Genomic DNA, 15,302 nt, shown 5'->3' with positions numbered 1-15,302 from the left:
AACGGTGCCCGTATTCCGGAAGTCCGGGGCGGCGCGTCATGGCAGTCTCCGAAGCCTCCTTTTTTCACCTGCCCGCCGCGCGGCGGGCCACCCGGAGGTATCGATGCCCTTGAAATGCTTGCCCACGACTTTCACCCGGTGTCTCGGACTGTCACAACCCGGTGACTCGTCGCCATCCCCGGGGACTTCCTCGCGCATGGCGCGGGAAATGACGCGCGCCGGGCACGTGCTGCCGGACTCGGACGAGCCCGGTACGTCGCAATCGCCTATTTATGCGCGCGTGCGAAAGCCCACGCGGCTGCCCGCGTGCGCTGCGCGGGACCCGGCGGTGGCGTGCGGCGAGGCGGGCGCGTCGAGCGAGATCCCCAACCCGATCCGGCTTTGGGGGCAGTACGATCCCGCCCCCGACTGGGCGGCGCCGACCGATGCACAGGGTTGGGCCGACTTCTACAAGGTCAACACGGCCAAGCTCATCGACATCGACGGCAGATGCACGCGCTATGGCCTGATCGAACTGGGCGGATTCCGGTTCATCGTCGGCCCGACGGCCGCGTCGCGGGAGGCGGGCGCGCTCACGGCCATCCTCAAGGCGCACACCCAGATCGGTGCCGTGTTCTCCGTCGAGCCGTGGACGCCACCTGCGGATTCGCTGTCCGGCGCCCGAGGAGAGACCGGAAAATCCGATCGCCGTTCGGGCTACCAGGAGAAGCCCATCGGCGCTTACATCGCCCGCATTCAGCGCGCAAGCGATCCGGCCCGGACCGGCGCGGCGGCGCCATCATCGTCATCGTCCGGCGCGAGGCCGGTGAGTCTGGCGGGCGGACTGTCTCACGTGAAATTCATGGAGTTCGAGGGGATGGCGCATCACAATACGGTGATCGCGGGCCGCACCCTGTGGGAGGCCGGGCGCGGCGTGGCCGAATTCATGCGTCAGAATCCCGGCAAGATCGCGCTCGTCTGCTCGACGAACGGCATTGCGCGTCCCAGCGCGGTCATCGCCAGCGCCGCATTGCAGCTCACGAACGGGGACGCCGCGCTCCGGGCTGCGATCTCCGACGCGGTCGTCACGCAACGCTCGGAAGAAAGTGCACGTCACATCGACGCTGCCTCGGACAGCTTCGACAACATTGCCGAACTGGCCTCGCTCATCGCCATGCTGCGCAGGCCGGGCAGGGGAGACGAAGCCCAGGAGCGCAAGGTTTACCTGCTCATGCAGCGTCTCGAGACGCTCATGACCAAGCCGAACGCCGACGTTACCTGGCGCAGCCGCGAGGGGCGCTGCAAAGTGGCAGACATTTTCGAGGCGCATTTCGAACACGTGGCGCCATTGCTGGCTTCGGCGGGTCTGCCGATCGGCACGGCGCTGCTGTGGCTTGGCGGGGAGATGCGCGTGAGCGGTGTGCTCAGATTCCTCACGCCTGGCTACGTCGAGCGGCATCTCGACCGGATCTCGTTGCAGCCCATCGATCCGGAGGATCCGAACGCCGTGCGCCTGGTCTCGCTCGATGACCGCGACCTCGTCTGCGACAACAAATACTACGATGTCGCGTCGGTGGCGGATTGGTATCGGCAGTGCAAGCGGTCGGGGCGGGCCGACGGCATGACGAATCCGATCTCGCGCGTGCCCGTCATCGCGCTGCTCGTCCGGGCGTCGGAAAGGGCGCGGCTCGCGCCGCAGTTCCTGCCGTCGTCCGTCTGATCTTTTCGGATTTCACGGGGCGGCTCGCGCCCTGAACCCTGCCCGGCATCCCGCCGGGCCGACATCTTCGTGAAACGGCCCCCAACGCGCGTATAATTACGCCTTTGCCCTTCCTGATATTGGGTCCCGCCGTGACTACCCCCGCCCTGAACGCCCTGTACGAATCCTCCCTCAAGAGCCTGCCGCTGCTCTCGCGCGGCAAAGTGCGCGACAACTACGCCGTTGGCGACGACAAGCTGCTGATCGTGACGACTGACCGCCTCTCGGCGTTCGACGTGATCATGGGCGAGCCGATTCCGGGCAAGGGCCGCGTGCTCAACCAGATGGCGAACTTCTGGTTCGACAAGCTCTCGCATGTGGTGCCGAACCATCTCACTGGCGTGTCACCCGAGTCGGTCGTCGCCGCCGACGAAGTTGCACAGGTTGCCGGCCGCGCGGTGGTCGTCAAGCGCCTGAAGCCGATTCTCGTGGAAGCCGTGGTGCGTGGCTATCTGGCCGGCAGCGGCTGGAAGGACTACCAGGCCACGGGTGCCGTGTGCGGCGTGAAGCTGCCGGCCGGCCTGCAGAACGCGCAGCAACTGCCCGAGCCGATCTTCACCCCGGCCGCCAAGGCCGAGCTGGGCGAGCACGACGAGAACATCAGCTTCGACGACATGATCGGTCGTGTGGGCCGCGAGCTGGCCGAGCAGATCCGTGACATCTCGATCCGCCTGTACAAGGAAGCGGCCGCCTACGCGGCCACGCGCGGCATCATCATCGCCGACACGAAGTTCGAATTCGGCCTGGACGACGAAGGCAAGCTGCATTTGATGGACGAAGCGCTGACGGCCGATTCGTCGCGCTTCTGGCCGGCCGATTCGTACGCCGTGGGCAGCAATCCGCCGTCGTTCGACAAGCAGTTCGTGCGCGACTGGCTCGAAACGCAGCCGTGGGGCAAGACGCCGCCGGCGCCGAAACTGCCCGACGAGGTCGTGCAGAAGACGGCCGCCAAGTACCGCGAGGCGCTCGAGCGCCTGACCGGCCAGCAACTGGCCTGAGCGGAGCATCGGCAAGATGAGCGAGAAACAAGCCTTGGCCCCGCGCGTGGGCGTGGTGATGGGGTCCAACTCGGACTGGGAAGTGATGAAGAACGCGGCCGCCATCCTGGCCGAGTTCGGCGTGCCGTATGAGGCACAGGTCGTCTCGGCGCACCGCATGCCCGACGACATGTTCCGCTACGCCGAAGCGGCGCGCGAGCGCGGCCTCGTCGCGATCATCGCCGGCGCGGGCGGTGCGGCCCACCTGCCGGGCATGATCGCCGCCAAGACGACGGTGCCGGTGCTCGGCGTGCCGGTGCCGAGTAAATACCTGCGCGGCGAGGATTCGCTGCTCTCGATCGTCCAGATGCCCAAGGGCGTGCCGGTCGCGACCTTCGCCATTGGCGAGGCGGGCGCGGCCAACGCCGCCTTGTTCGCGGTCTCGATGCTCGCGGCCGACGACAAGGCGCTCTCGGACAAGCTCGACGCGTTTCGCGCGAAGCAGACCGAAGCGGCGCGCGGCATGACGCTGCCGGCACTGTAAAAGAAAAGATCGTCCCCGCTACTGTCAGCGCCTCACTCAAGATGAATTCTGCCTCCGCTGCGCCCATCCTTCCCGGCCAATGGCTGGGCATGCTGGGCGGCGGCCAACTCGGCCGCATGTTCTGTTTCGCCGCTCAGTCGATGGGCTACAAGGTCTGCGTGCTCGATCCGGACCCGCGTTGCCCGGCCGGCGCCGTGGCCGACCGCCTGATCGTTGCCGACTATCGCGACGAGGCGGCGCTGGCCGAGCTGGCCGCGCTGTGTCCGGCCGTCTCGACCGAGTTCGAGAACGTGCCGTCGCAGTCGCTCGACTACCTCGCGCAAACCACGACGGTGAGCCCTGCCGGGCGCTGCGTGGCGATCGCGCAGGACCGCGTTGCGGAGAAGCGTTTCATCGAGCGTTGCGGTGTGCCGGTGGCCCCGCATCTCGTCATCGAATCGAACGACGCACTCGCCGCCATTGGCGACGTCGCCATTTCGAGCGTGCTGCCCGGTATTCTGAAGACGGCTCGCATGGGTTACGACGGCAAGGGCCAGGTGCGCGTGAATACGCCTGCCGAAGCGCGCGACGCCTACGCCGCGCTGGGCGGCGTGCCGTGCGTGCTGGAAAAGCGCCTGGCGCTGGCCTTCGAAGTGTCGGTGCTGAGCGCGCGTGGCGCCGACGGCACGGTGGCCACCTATCCGCTCGCCCAGAACGTGCACATCGACGGCATCCTCGCGACCACGACGGTGCCGGCGCCCGACGCCGCCCCGGCGCTCGCCGACGCGGCGCGTGCGGCCGCGGCCACGATCGCGTCGCAGATGGACTATGTCGGCGTGCTGTGCGTCGAGTTCTTCATTCTCCAGGACGGTTCGCTCGTAGCCAACGAAATGGCGCCGCGCCCGCACAACAGCGGTCACTACACGATCGATGCCTGCGCCGCGAGCCAGTTCGAGCAGCAGGTGCGCGCGATGGCCGGCCTGCCGCTCGGCGAGACGCGTCAGCATTCGCCGGCGGTGATGCTCAACGTGCTCGGCGACGTGTGGTTCACGGGCGACGCCAAGGATCAGCCGCGCACACCCGCATGGCACGACGTGGTGGCGTTGCCGTCGGCACGCCTGCATCTGTACGGCAAGGAAGACGCGCGCGTGGGCCGCAAGATGGGGCACATCACGTTCGCCGGTGCCTCGCTGGACGAAGCCCGCGCGGCGTGCAGGAAGGCCGCGGCGAGCCTGAACATCGCGCTGGAAGACTGAGCCATGACGACCGCTTCGCCGCCGCAAGCGCCGCGCATCGTCATGCCGTCGGACGACGCCATCGAGCGGGCGGCCGAACAACTCGCCGCCGGCGAGCTGGTCGCGTTCCCGACGGAGACGGTCTACGGCCTGGGCGGCGACGCGGAGAATCCGGCGGCGGTGGCGGCGATCTATGCCGCGAAGGGCCGGCCGGCCAATCATCCCGTCATCGTGCACTTTTCGCCGGACGGCGATCCGGGCTACTGGAGCGACGACGTCACGCCTGCGGCACGCAAGCTGATGGACGCGTTCTGGCCGGGCCCGCTCACGCTGATTCTCAAGCGCGCCCCGCATATTCCCGACGCCGTCTCCGGTGGCCAGGATTCGGTGGGGCTGCGTTGCCCGTCGCACCCCGTGGCCCAGGCACTGCTGCGCGCATTCGAGCGGATCAAGGGCGGGCAGGGCGGCGTGGCGGCCCCGTCGGCCAATCGCTTCGGGCAGGTCAGCCCGACGGCTGCGCAACACGTGCGCGACGAATTCGCCGGATTGCCGGGCGTGACGGTGCATGTGCTCGACGGTGGCGAGGCGGCCGTCGGGATCGAATCGACCATCGTGGACCTGTCGCGCGGATTTCCGGCATTACTGCGTCCCGGACACATCACGCCGGAGCAGATCGCCGAAGTGCTGGGCGAGATGCCGCGTCTGCCGGGGCACGATGTCGACGCACCGCGTGCATCGGGCACGCTCAAGGCACATTACGCGCCCCGTACGCCGCTCTATCTGTGCGACGCGGCGCAGTTCGCGCCGGCGTTGGCGGTGCGTCCGCAGGGTGAGCGGGTGGCCGTGGTGGCGTTCGCGCCCACGCTCGCCGCATTGCCTGCCGACGTTGTCGCGTCGAAGGACGTTGTGCGGATCGTGCTGCCGGCAACGCCCGCGGCGCTGGCCACCGATCTTTACGCCATGTTGCGCCGCCTCGATCGCGCCGACGTCACGCACATTCTGTTCGAGCGCCTGCCCGACACGCCCGCGTGGGCCGCTGTGGGCGACCGCCTCGGGCGCGCCGCGGCGGCGTTCGAGCGCGCATAAGGCGAATCACGCGAATCACGCGTATCGCTCGAACGCGGCATACCTGTGCTGCCTGTCGCAGGGCGGCGTCCGCCACCATGTCACAACGCCGACGTCCACCCCACGACATCGCCCTGCGCTGATCCACGCCGCCTCGCCGGCGTGGGGGCGTCAAAGCCCTTTTCGCGAAGCGCCGGCCTCGCCGTCCTGGCTCACCCCTGCGACGTCACCCAGCTGTCCGAGGCCTCCCGCCGCTGCCGCATCCGCCAGCCCCCGAGCATTCGCCGGGGCACTTGACGTCTGCGCCGCTTGCCAGGCATGGCGCCACTCGGGCGGTCCGAAAAGCGCCATGGCCTTGTTGCGCCAGCCGGGCATCGTGACGACATCGCGCGCCATCGTGCGCCACTCGTGAAACGTCAGCGTGATCGGGTTGTGCGTGTGAATCGGGTCGACGATCCCGTACTCGCAGGGCTCGGCCTCGCTCTCCGGGACGTATGAGCCGAACATCCGGTCCCAGATGACGAGCACACCCGCGTAGTTGCGGTCGATGTAACGCGGATTGCGTGCGTGGTGAGCGCGATGGATCGACGGCGTATTGAGTACGTACTCGAGCCACCCCAGCTTCGGAATCGCCTGCGTGTGGACGAAGAACTGGAACGCGAGATTGAGCAGCACCACGCCAACGATCTGCGTGGGGGTGAAGCCGATGAGTGCCATGGGCGTCCAGAACAGCCACATGCCCGCCACCGGGTACATCAGGCTCTGCCGGAACGCCGTCGACAGATTGAGCCGTTCGGACGAGTGATGCACCACGTGCGCGGCCCACAGCCAGCGAATGCGATGGCTGGCACGATGGAACACGTAGTACAGAAAGTCCTGCACGACGAAGAGCAGCAGGAAGCCCAGCCAGCCGCCGGGCATCGTATAGAGGCGGTAGTGATCGTAAAGCCATGCATAGAAAGGCACGACCAGCAGCCATGCCAGTTTGTCGGCGCCCTGATGCATGAGTGCGAGCGTGGCGTTGCTCACGGTGTCCTTCAGGCTGTACATGCCGGGGCGGCGGCGCCAGTACCAGGCTTCGATGCCGATGCACAGCACGAATACCGGGGCGAGCGCCAGCAGGATCAACTCGACGTTCATGACCTCGCGTCTCCTCACGATTGGGTCATCTGAACCGGCGCCCCTTGCGTCTCGCTTGTCGTGATTCCCTGGCGAAGGTGGCACCGATGGAACGTCTATTCTGACGCGAATGCGCCCGGAGAACGCGCGCGTTAGAGGGAAACGTCAAATGTGGCGTCCGGGCGCGTTCGCCATGCGTGCGCACGCTCAGGGCGCGTGCTCGTACACCCAGGAAATGAGGGCGTCGTTGAAGCCGCGTGCGTTGCTCGCGCGCGGGTCGTTGACCAGCGAGACAACGACGTAGGTGTTGCCCGTGCGCGTGCCGACGTAGCCGGCCACGGCGGTCACGTCGTCCAGCGTGCCGGTCTTGATGTGGGCGTTGCCGGCCACGTCGCGATTCGTAAGACGGTTGCGCATGGTGCCGTCCACCCCCACGGTCGGCATCGACTCGACAAGCACTTGCCCGGTCGGGCTGTTGATGCCGTGTTGCAGCAGTGTCGCGAGTTCGGACGCGCTGATGCGCTCGATGCGCGACAGGCCCGAGCCGTTCTCGATGACGAGTCCGGGCATGGCGAAATCGTTCCTGTCGAGCCAGCGATCGAGGACGTCGCGCGAGCGGGCGATGCTCGCGGGGTGTTTGTAGTTATTGGCGGCGAGCCCGAGCGTGAGGAACAGTTGGCGCGCCATCACGTTATTGCTGAACTTGTTCATGTCGTGAACGACGTCGGCCAGCGTCTGACCTCGGTGGGTGACGAGCAAACGGGCACCCGGGGGCACGGTGCCGGTGCGCACATTGCCGTTGAACTGTCCGCCCGACGCCTGCCACAGCGCGCGAAAGCCGCCAAGGAAGAAGCGGTCGCGATCGGGCGCCGCCACGTTCCAGCCCTTGTCCTCGCAAGACGCCGGGTAATTGCCGGAGAAGCGCGCCACGTAGGCACCGTCCGCGGTTGTGCTGAGCGTCGGGTGGATGCGCGTGAGCCAGTCGCCGCAATTGCCCGCGGGCGACGACGCCATGTCGTTCGCCACTTGCAGATTCGCCAGCGGCGGCAGCACGTTCACGTCGACCGTACCGTTCGCGTTGCCCGCGAAGCTGAACGACATCGCCTTGAAGGAATACAGGAGCGGATCGGGCGCGACGTTGTAGGGGCGGTCGTCCTCGCCATCGATCGCACCCGTCGCGCCGATGTCCGAACTGTAGGCCGAGCGGTCGAGCACGATGTCGCCATTGATGTTGGTCACGCCGGCGTTGCGCAGCTCGGCCACGAACTTCTCCATCTCTTCGGGCACGAGCTTCGGATCGCCCGTGCCCTTGAAATACAGGTTGCCGTCGAGCGTGCGTCCGTCCGACGTACCGTCGGTGAAGGCCTGCGTGCGCCAGCGATAGTCCGGGCCCAGCGTATCGAGCGCGGCAATGGTGGTGACAAGTTTCATCGTCGAGGCCGGGTTGCGCGGCACGCCGGGGTTCATGGCGAGCAGGGGCGCCGCAATGCGGCCTCGCGTTTGCAGCGGATTGTCGACCTTCGCGACGATAACGCTCACGTTTGCGGCGGGCACCTTGCTCGCTGCAAGCGCGCGTGCCAGTTCGGGCGGCAGCGGCGTTGCGTGCGCGGCGGTGGCAGGCACCTTGGGCATCTTCGCGTGCTTGAGCGGCTTTGCATATACGGGCGCGCTCGTCATGACCGCACTCGTCGCGAGCAGCAGCGCGAGCGCCAGGGCGGTGCGACCGGTGCCGCTCATGCGAGCTAGGCGAGGACGGCCGCGGAGCGTACTCGCCTCGCGAAGCGCGTGCGTCTGGCGCTCGGGCGTCGCACTGTGCGGCATCGCGTGCGCGGATGGGACAGCCGCATGATGCGCATGGTGCGCATGGGGGACATCGGATGCATTGGGCGCGAGCAACGCGAAGGGTGTGCGGCTGTGCAGGCGTGAGGCGCGCATGGCGGGCGAGATTCTCCAATGTTGCGTGCTGCGTCCCGCCACACGGGAGTCGGGCCGCCGCGCAGGATGGGGGCGGGCGGCTCGGACGGCACTGTGCGGACGCAGCGGCGAAGCGATGAGGTGAGTCACTGCGCCGCGATGTGCGTCTGACATGCGCGGCGCCATGCGTGCCATTGTAAGACGGTCATGCAACGAACTGTCGCTACAATGAGTCGAAATCCCTTGAGTGTCACGCATAGGCAACAATCGGCGGGGCGGCGATGACCGCGTGTTCCCCGGATCCGACAGGCCTTCAGAGTGCGGACGACAGACGCTACCGGTGCCCGACCCATGCGAATCCTGTTGGTGGAAGACGATACGATGATTGCCGCTGCCGTGGTGAAAGGACTGCGGCAGGACGGTTGGACGGTCGATCACGTCGGCGACGGCCAGCGTGCACTCGACGCGCTCTCGATCGAAGCGTACGACGCGCTGCTGCTCGATCTCGGCTTGCCGCGTCGCGACGGCATCGACGTGCTGCGCACCTTGCGCGCGCGTGGCCAGACGCTGCCGGTGCTCATCGCCACGGCGCGCGATGCCGTGGCCGACCGGGTGAAGGGGCTCGACGCCGGCGCCGACGACTATCTCGTCAAGCCTTTCGATCTCGACGAACTCGCGGCGCGCCTGCGCGCGCTGGTGCGCCGCCAGGCCGGGCGCAGCGAGCCGCTGCTGCGCCATGGTGCCATCGTGCTCGATCCGGCGACCCGGCAGGTGACTTGCGCGGGCGCGCCCGTCGTGCTCTCCGCGCGCGAATACGCGGTGCTCGAAGCGCTGCTCAACCGGCCGGGCGCGGTATTGTCGAAGGGGCAGCTCGAAGAGCGCATTTACGGATGGGGGGAAGAAGTGGCAAGCAATGCGGTCGAGGTGCATATCCATGGACTGCGCAAGAAGCTGGGCGCCGATGCCATTCGCACGGTCCGCGGCGTCGGTTACATGATGCCCGCCGCATCCGTTGACGGCGCGCCGAGCGCGGGGGCGGACTGATGCGCTCCATTCGCCGCCGCCTGCTGGCCGGGCTGCTCGTCACGCTGTCGATCGCGTTGCTGCTCGCGGGCATCGCGATCTTTCGGCAGGCGCGCACCGAAGCCAATGCGCTGTTCGATTTCCAGCTACAGCAGATGGCGCTGTCGCTGCCCGCCGAGCCTTTCTCCAGCGTGCCGGGCGAGAACAATGGCTCGGATGGCCTGGTGATCCAGATCTGGAGTCGCAACGGCATCGAGCTGTACTACTCGCATCCGCGCACGCCGTTGCCGCGCCGCGCCGAACTCGGCTTCACGACGGTGCAGACGCCCAAGGGCGACTGGCGCGTGTATTCGGCGCTGGTCGGCGACAACGTGGTGCAACTGGCCCAACCGATGGTCATTCGCGACTCGCTTGCCGTGTCGATGGCACTGCGCACCCTGTTGCCGCTGGTGGTCGCGATGCCGTTGCTCGGGTTGCTCGTGTGGCTGGTCGTCGGACGCGGCCTCAAGCCGTTGCGCCGGGTGGCGAAGGCGCTCGACGCCCGCGCCCCCGGTGCACTCGAAGCGTTGCCCGAGACCGGGTTGCCGGACGAGGTGCGTCCGCTGGTGCAGGCGCTCAACAGCCTGCTTGGCCGACTCGACGACGCGCTGCGGCAGCAGAAGGCCTTCGTGGCCGACGCCGCGCATGAACTACGCACTCCGCTGGCCGCGCTGCAACTGCAGGTCCAACTGCTCGATCGCGCGCACACGGACGCCGAGCGGGCCGAAGCCATGCGCGATTTGCACGACGGCGTGCGACGCGCGTCGCACATGGTCGCGCAATTGCTCACCCTGGCGCGTCAGGCCCCCGATACCGCACGTGCGGCCACGGCGTTCGCCGACGTACCGCTCGCCCCGCTGTTGCGCGATGTCGTCGCGCATCATGCCGCGCTGGCGGTCGCACGGGGTATCGATCTCGGGCTCGACGCCCCGCAGGCGCTGGCGGACCTCAGCCACGTGCGCGGCGATGCCGACGCCTTGCAGACGCTTTTCGGCAATCTCGTCGACAACGCGTTGAAGTACACGCCGCACGGCGGCCACGTCGATGTACGGCTGGTGTCCGCCGCGCCCGGCGCGGGGACCGTCGTCGAGGTCGAGGATAACGGTCCGGGCATCGCGCCGTCGGAACGTGAGCGGGTTTTCGACCGGTTCTTCCGGGGTGGTGCGGCGTCGGCCCAGGAGGCTGCGCCGCCGAGTGGGGCGCAGCCATCCGACGCGAGCGACGCGTCGCACCCTGCCATGGGTGCCTCGCCGCCCGTGGAGGGTAGCGGTTTGGGCCTGGCCATCGTGCGCAACATCGCACAGGCACACGGTGCGCGCGTGGAACTGCTCGACGCGCGCACCGGACACGGACTGCGCGTGCGCGTGAGTTTCGGCGCGGCAGCGTCGGCCGTGCCCCCGGCGCTATGACACCGCAGCCATGACAGCCCCGCCGCGCCGCGCGGCGACGTCTGTCATGCAACGTTTGCCCCGCTCACGTGCAAGCGGGCGACGCCGCCGACGTCTGCTCGCTCACGTCCGCTTGCGCATGCCGACGCCTCTCCACGCCTCTCCACGCTTATCCGCGCTTATCCGCGCTGCACCGCCGTCACCTTGTCGTTCTCGATGGTCAGCGTGCGGCGATCCGGGCGGTAGTCGCGCGTCGTCGGCATGGGCTTGCCGTCCTGCATGCCGATCCGCCACGGGCATCCGCGCAGCATCGACTTCACCTGCGCGAGCGACTTGCCCATGAGCATCTTGTCATCGGGCCGATCTGCCGTGCACGCCTGCGTCGCGTCGCCCCGTGCGTTGCCCGGCATGGCGTCGGCGGCCGGGCCTTGCGTGCCCACGCCGTTGCCATTGCCCTCGGCGGCGAAAGCGGCGATCGAAAACGTCAGGCACAGGGCCATGCCCGCGCACCCGATCCCGCGGGCGACGTGACGCAAGGCTGCCGTGCGATAGTCCGGGACCGGTTTGTCGTTCGTATGCATCGTGAAACCTCCTGTCGACGAGAACGTGCGGTGCGGAATTGCACCACGAGGTCACCGTAGACAGCGGAAGGCGTCCAAGGCAAGTCGAACCGCGCGAAGGCCGCCTTCAAACATCTGCCGTCGTAACTCAGGGTGCACAATCGGACGTCGTTCGGTATTCAATGGGTGACATCCTGCATGGCCCTGCCGTTGGAGGACGATGTTGCGAGGCGCGGGCGGCGGCAGGCATTTTCGGTCTTAAGGTTGCCTTAAGGGAGCTTCTCTACGATCTGAGTCATGTCAAACGCAGTCGTCGGTAAGGAGAGACTCATGAGGACCTCGAAGCTCACTCGTACGTTGGTTGCCAGCGCGGTACTCGTCGCCTTGACGGGCGGGTACGTGGCCGGTCGCCAGCATTGGCAGGCCCCGCTGGCCTCGGAAATGGTCAGCGACGCCAACGCCGCCAATCCTGCCGCGGCCCCCGCCACGGTGGCCGCCAATACCCCGAACACCGCGCCGCGCATGCTGGTGCCGGACTTCTCGCAACTGGCGGAACAATACGGACCGGCCGTAGTCAACATCAGTGTGACGCACGATGCGAAACCTTCGGCCGCGCGCGGCTCGGCGTCGAGCCAGATGCAGATGCCCCCGGGCATGGATCAGAACGATCCGCTGTTCCAGTTTTTCCGCCACTTCTACGGCGCGCCGGGCAATGACGGCGGCGACGGTGGCGACGACAGCGCCAGTGCGATGACACGCAGTCTCGGTTCGGGCTTCATCGTGAGTCCGGACGGCTATATCCTGACCAATGCCCACGTAGTCGACGATGCGAGCCAGGTAACGGTGAAGCTCAACGACAAGCGCGAATACAAGGCGAAGGTCGTGGGCAGCGACAAGGCCAGCGATGTGGCGTTGCTCAAGATCGCCGCGACGAATCTGCCGACCGTGAAGATCGGCGATCCGTCGAAGACGAAGGCCGGTGAATGGGTGGTGGCCATCGGCTCGCCGTATGGCTTCGACAATACGGTGACGGCGGGTATCGTGTCGGCCAAGGCACGGGCGCTGCCGGACGAGAACTATACGCCGTTCATTCAGACGGACGTGCCGGTCAACCCGGGTAACTCGGGCGGTCCGCTGTTCAATCTGAACGGCGAAGTGATCGGCATCAACTCGATGATCTATTCGCGCACGGGCGGCTTCCAGGGGCTGTCGTTCGCGATTCCGATCGACATGGCGATGAAGGTGAAGTCGCAGCTCCAGCAGTACGGCAAGGTGAGCCGCGGGCGTATCGGCGTGGCGATTCAGGAAGTGAACCAGTCGTTGGCGAAGTCCTTTGGCCTGCCCAAGCCCACGGGGGCTCTGGTGTCGTCGATCGACAAGCATGGTCCTGCGGCGAAGTCGGACCTCAAGCCGGGCGACGTAATCCTGGCGGTCAATGGCACGACCATCGACGACTCGGTGCAGTTGCCGGAGAAGATCGCCGACATGCGTCCCGGACAGAAGGCGACGCTCACGGTCTGGCGCAACGGTGCGAAGCAGGACGTGAGCGTGACGGTCGGTGCGCTCAACGAAAAGAAGGACATGGCGAGCAACGACGATTCGGCCACGCACGGGCGGCTCGGACTCGCGGTGCGCGAACTCTCTCCCGAGGAGAAGCGCGCGGCGCAGGTGACGAACGGCCTGCTCGTGGCGCGTGCGGGCGGTCCCGCCGCACAGGCCGGGGTGGAGCCGGGCGACATCATCCTGTCGCTCAACGGCACGCCGGTGACGAGCGCCTCGCAACTGAGCGACAAGCTCAAGAAGGCTGGCAATAATGTCGCGTTGCTTGTGCAGCGCGACGGGCAACAGATTTTCATCCCGGTCGACCTCGGCTGACAGTCGGGCGAGGCGCCGCACGGGATGCCACGCACTACCTTGTGTGCCGGTGCATTGTCACCGGCAAGTTCCGGCATCGTGATTTCATGAAACGGGAGGTCGAACATGTGGCAAGCATGGCAACGCTGGTCGGTGGCAGCCGCCACCGCCGCAACACTGGCAGCAACGATGGGCGGCATATCGGTCGCTCACGCGCAGGGCGGCATGTTGCCGCCATCGATGCAGCAGGGCAGCGTCACGTACGTCTCGGGCGGTATCGACAGCGACGAGTCGGGGGCTTTCAAGCGCGAAGCGTCGCATTGGCCGCTGTCCATCGAGATGGCGGCCCGTGGTGATGGCGCGAACGAATACGTGGCCGACGCGCAGGTGCAGATCCTGCGCGGCGGCAGCACCGTGCTCGATACACGCGCGAAAGGGCCGTTCATGCTGGTGAAGTTGCCCGAGGGCGACTACACCGTGAAGGCGACCCATAACGGCAAGCCAATGACGAAGGACGTGAAGGTGTCTCCGAAGGGGCACGCCTCCGCGGTATTCCTGTGGCCGCACGACTGATGTGCCGATCGGTCGGGCACGCGAGGTGCCACGGGTGACGAAGTAACCCAGGCAGTACCACTCCGCAACGAGTGAGCGAGTTGCGCCGCCATGTTTATCGTGGCGGCGCTTTTTTTTGCGCAAACGCCGCGACACACGCAGGCGAATTCACATCGCGCCCGGATTGCGCCGATTCCCAAGGCGTCGTCGTAACGGCGCTCGCGTTACCAGTTCCGCTGGCACACGTGCGCGCAGCCTGGCTGCTTTCCCTTTCCAATCGCGCCAGGCGCGACATTCGTCAACTTTCCATCATGACTCGTCATCGGCGGCGGGGGATTCTGCGCTCCGAAGTCGCCGAGATAAGAGGACGCGTTCGCCAGTGAGCTCGATGCAGACCCGATCGACCGATTCGACAAGCGAACCGCGACGTTGATTTTCGAGCTTGATGGAGCGTGTGATGAACAAAACCTATCGTCTCGTTTTCAGCCGCAGGACAAACGCCTGGGTCGCCGTCGCCGAAATTTGCACGGGGCAGGGCAAGGCCGGCGGATCCCGGCGCGGGGCGTCATTGAAGCGGGCGAGTGTATTGCTCTGTGGGGGCGCGGCGCTATGCCTGGCGTCGCTCCCGGCACCCGCGCGGGCGAAGGCCGCCGACGGCAAGGCGCCCTGTCGTATCGACTGGAGCCTCGTCGCTCACGGATACGGCGCTGTCTCGGCCTGGGGGGATGAATGTCCCGGTCGTGGACATCATGCCGCGATGGTCGCCTTGAGGGGGGGCACGTTGGCTGCGACATATCACGACGACGCGTCGGGCGAGGGGGCTCGGGCGGGGACTGCGAGTCGGAACGATCCACGCAATACCGAGATCGGCTCGGGAGCGGTGGCGACGGGACAGGGCGCGATGGCGATCGGGGCGCAATCGAAGGCTGCCGGCGAGTACAGCATGACCCTTGGGGCGTGGAGCAAAGCTTCGGGCAAGTATGCCGCTGCCATCGGCTATGCCGCCACCGCATCACCCATTGGATCGGTGGCCATTGGCGATTGGGCGGTGGCCGACGAGGCGGTCGGTACACCGAGCGCCACGATCAACGGTCAGACGTATGCATTTGCTGGCGGTGCGCCCATGGCAACGATGAGTATCGGCTCAAACAGAGGCTTGCGCACCATCACCCGTGTCGCGGCGGGCAGGATCAGTTCGTCGAGCACCGATGCGACGAACGGCTCCCAGTTGAACGCAACGAACGTCGCGCTCTCGAGGATCGGCACCGATATCTCCGGCTTCAAGGCGTCGATGTCGACGGGAATGAGTTCGATT

Annotated in this window: 12 protein-coding genes and 1 pseudogene; 10 read left to right on the top strand and 3 right to left on the bottom strand. The window is 66.9% G+C overall.

The genetic code is table 11. From position 1 onward, the window contains the following. The first annotated feature begins 208 nt into the window (after positions 1–208). The 5 genes from W930_RS0116340 to W930_RS0116320 all read left to right on the top strand — a co-directional run bounded on the left by W930_RS0116340 (position 209) and on the right by W930_RS0116320 (position 5,559). Positions 209–1,699 carry a hypothetical protein gene (locus W930_RS0116340; protein WP_025250457.1) on the top strand — a complete coding sequence of 497 codons (1,491 nt, stop codon included), beginning with the start codon at positions 209–211 and terminating at the stop codon, positions 1,697–1,699. 146 nt (positions 1,700–1,845) lie between these two features. After that, the gene (locus tag W930_RS0116335; RefSeq protein WP_023871964.1) at positions 1,846–2,736 is read left to right on the top strand and encodes a phosphoribosylaminoimidazolesuccinocarboxamide synthase; all 891 of its coding nucleotides are present in this window, start codon (positions 1,846–1,848) and stop codon (positions 2,734–2,736) included. Between the two features lie 16 nt (positions 2,737–2,752). Further along, positions 2,753–3,259, top strand: a complete 507-nt coding sequence (purE, locus tag W930_RS0116330) for a 5-(carboxyamino)imidazole ribonucleotide mutase (protein ID WP_023594891.1) — start codon at positions 2,753–2,755, stop codon at positions 3,257–3,259. 41 nt (positions 3,260–3,300) lie between these two features. Continuing rightward, the gene (locus W930_RS0116325; protein WP_023871963.1) at positions 3,301–4,494 is read left to right on the top strand and encodes a 5-(carboxyamino)imidazole ribonucleotide synthase; all 1,194 of its coding nucleotides are present in this window, start codon (positions 3,301–3,303) and stop codon (positions 4,492–4,494) included. 3 nt (positions 4,495–4,497) lie between these two features. Next, the gene (locus tag W930_RS0116320) at positions 4,498–5,559 is read left to right on the top strand and encodes an L-threonylcarbamoyladenylate synthase (RefSeq protein ID WP_024788554.1); all 1,062 of its coding nucleotides are present in this window, start codon (positions 4,498–4,500) and stop codon (positions 5,557–5,559) included. Positions 5,560–5,709: 150 nt separating this feature from the next. On the opposite strand, the gene W930_RS0116315 is transcribed toward W930_RS0116320, so the two are convergent. Next, the gene (locus W930_RS0116315) at positions 5,710–6,678 is read right to left on the bottom strand and encodes a sterol desaturase family protein (protein WP_023871962.1); all 969 of its coding nucleotides are present in this window, start codon (positions 6,676–6,678) and stop codon (positions 5,710–5,712) included. A gap of 186 nt (positions 6,679–6,864) precedes the next feature. Then, positions 6,865–8,394, bottom strand: a complete 1,530-nt coding sequence (gene dacB / locus W930_RS0116310) for a D-alanyl-D-alanine carboxypeptidase/D-alanyl-D-alanine-endopeptidase (RefSeq protein ID WP_024788553.1) — start codon at positions 8,392–8,394, stop codon at positions 6,865–6,867. A gap of 528 nt (positions 8,395–8,922) precedes the next feature. Between dacB and W930_RS0116300 the strand changes: the two genes are divergently transcribed. Both W930_RS0116300 and W930_RS0116295 read left to right on the top strand, forming a co-directional pair. Then, positions 8,923–9,615, top strand: a complete 693-nt coding sequence (locus W930_RS0116300; RefSeq protein WP_023871960.1) for a response regulator — start codon at positions 8,923–8,925, stop codon at positions 9,613–9,615. Further along, a complete protein-coding gene (locus W930_RS0116295) occupies positions 9,615–11,042 on the top strand; it encodes an ATP-binding protein (RefSeq protein ID WP_023871959.1) in 1,428 nt (475 codons plus the stop codon). The genes W930_RS0116300 and W930_RS0116295 overlap by 1 nt, the downstream gene beginning before the upstream one ends. A 158-nt stretch (positions 11,043–11,200) precedes the next feature. Here W930_RS0116295 and W930_RS0116290 read toward each other — a convergent pair whose 3' ends face one another. After that, on the bottom strand, positions 11,201–11,602 hold the full coding sequence (locus W930_RS0116290; protein WP_023871958.1) for a hypothetical protein: 402 nt from the start codon (positions 11,600–11,602) through the stop codon (positions 11,201–11,203). A 309-nt stretch (positions 11,603–11,911) separates the two neighbouring features. Between W930_RS0116290 and W930_RS0116285 the strand changes: the two genes are divergently transcribed. The 3 genes and pseudogenes from W930_RS0116285 to W930_RS31150 all read left to right on the top strand — a co-directional run. Further along, positions 11,912–13,456 carry a DegQ family serine endoprotease gene (locus W930_RS0116285; protein ID WP_023594900.1) on the top strand — a complete coding sequence of 515 codons (1,545 nt, stop codon included), beginning with the start codon at positions 11,912–11,914 and terminating at the stop codon, positions 13,454–13,456. A 105-nt stretch (positions 13,457–13,561) separates the two neighbouring features. Further along, complete coding sequence (locus W930_RS0116280; RefSeq protein WP_023594901.1) at positions 13,562–14,008, top strand: carboxypeptidase regulatory-like domain-containing protein; 447 nt, start codon at positions 13,562–13,564, stop codon at positions 14,006–14,008. A gap of 424 nt (positions 14,009–14,432) precedes the next feature. Beyond that, positions 14,433–15,224: pseudogene (locus W930_RS31150) on the top strand (ESPR-type extended signal peptide-containing protein); the annotation flags it as partial. Between the last annotated feature and the right edge of the window lie 78 nt (positions 15,225–15,302).

It is taken from the genome of Pandoraea sp. E26, from assembly GCF_000681415.1.
GTDB lineage: Bacteria > Pseudomonadota > Gammaproteobacteria > Burkholderiales > Burkholderiaceae > Pandoraea > Pandoraea pnomenusa.
This window is presented reverse-complemented; position numbering and strand designations above follow the sequence as displayed.

Excerpts from the sequence above, each read along its gene's own strand:
- W930_RS0116320 (WP_024788554.1), top strand. The coding sequence starts at position 4,498 with ATGACGACCGCTTCGCCGCCGCAAGCGCCGCGCATCGTCATGCCGTCG.
- W930_RS0116280 (WP_023594901.1), top strand. The coding sequence starts at position 13,562 with ATGTGGCAAGCATGGCAACGCTGGTCGGTGGCAGCCGCCACCGCCGCA.
- W930_RS0116300 (WP_023871960.1), top strand. The coding sequence starts at position 8,923 with ATGCGAATCCTGTTGGTGGAAGACGATACGATGATTGCCGCTGCCGTG.
- W930_RS0116325 (WP_023871963.1), top strand. The coding sequence starts at position 3,301 with ATGAATTCTGCCTCCGCTGCGCCCATCCTTCCCGGCCAATGGCTGGGC.
- dacB (WP_024788553.1), bottom strand. The coding sequence starts at position 8,394 with ATGAGCGGCACCGGTCGCACCGCCCTGGCGCTCGCGCTGCTGCTCGCG.
- W930_RS0116290 (WP_023871958.1), bottom strand. The coding sequence starts at position 11,602 with ATGCATACGAACGACAAACCGGTCCCGGACTATCGCACGGCAGCCTTG.
- W930_RS0116295 (WP_023871959.1), top strand. The coding sequence starts at position 9,615 with ATGCGCTCCATTCGCCGCCGCCTGCTGGCCGGGCTGCTCGTCACGCTG.
- W930_RS0116285 (WP_023594900.1), top strand. The coding sequence starts at position 11,912 with ATGAGGACCTCGAAGCTCACTCGTACGTTGGTTGCCAGCGCGGTACTC.
- purE (WP_023594891.1), top strand. The coding sequence starts at position 2,753 with ATGAGCGAGAAACAAGCCTTGGCCCCGCGCGTGGGCGTGGTGATGGGG.
- W930_RS0116315 (WP_023871962.1), bottom strand. The coding sequence starts at position 6,678 with ATGAACGTCGAGTTGATCCTGCTGGCGCTCGCCCCGGTATTCGTGCTG.
- W930_RS0116340 (WP_025250457.1), top strand. The coding sequence starts at position 209 with ATGACGCGCGCCGGGCACGTGCTGCCGGACTCGGACGAGCCCGGTACG.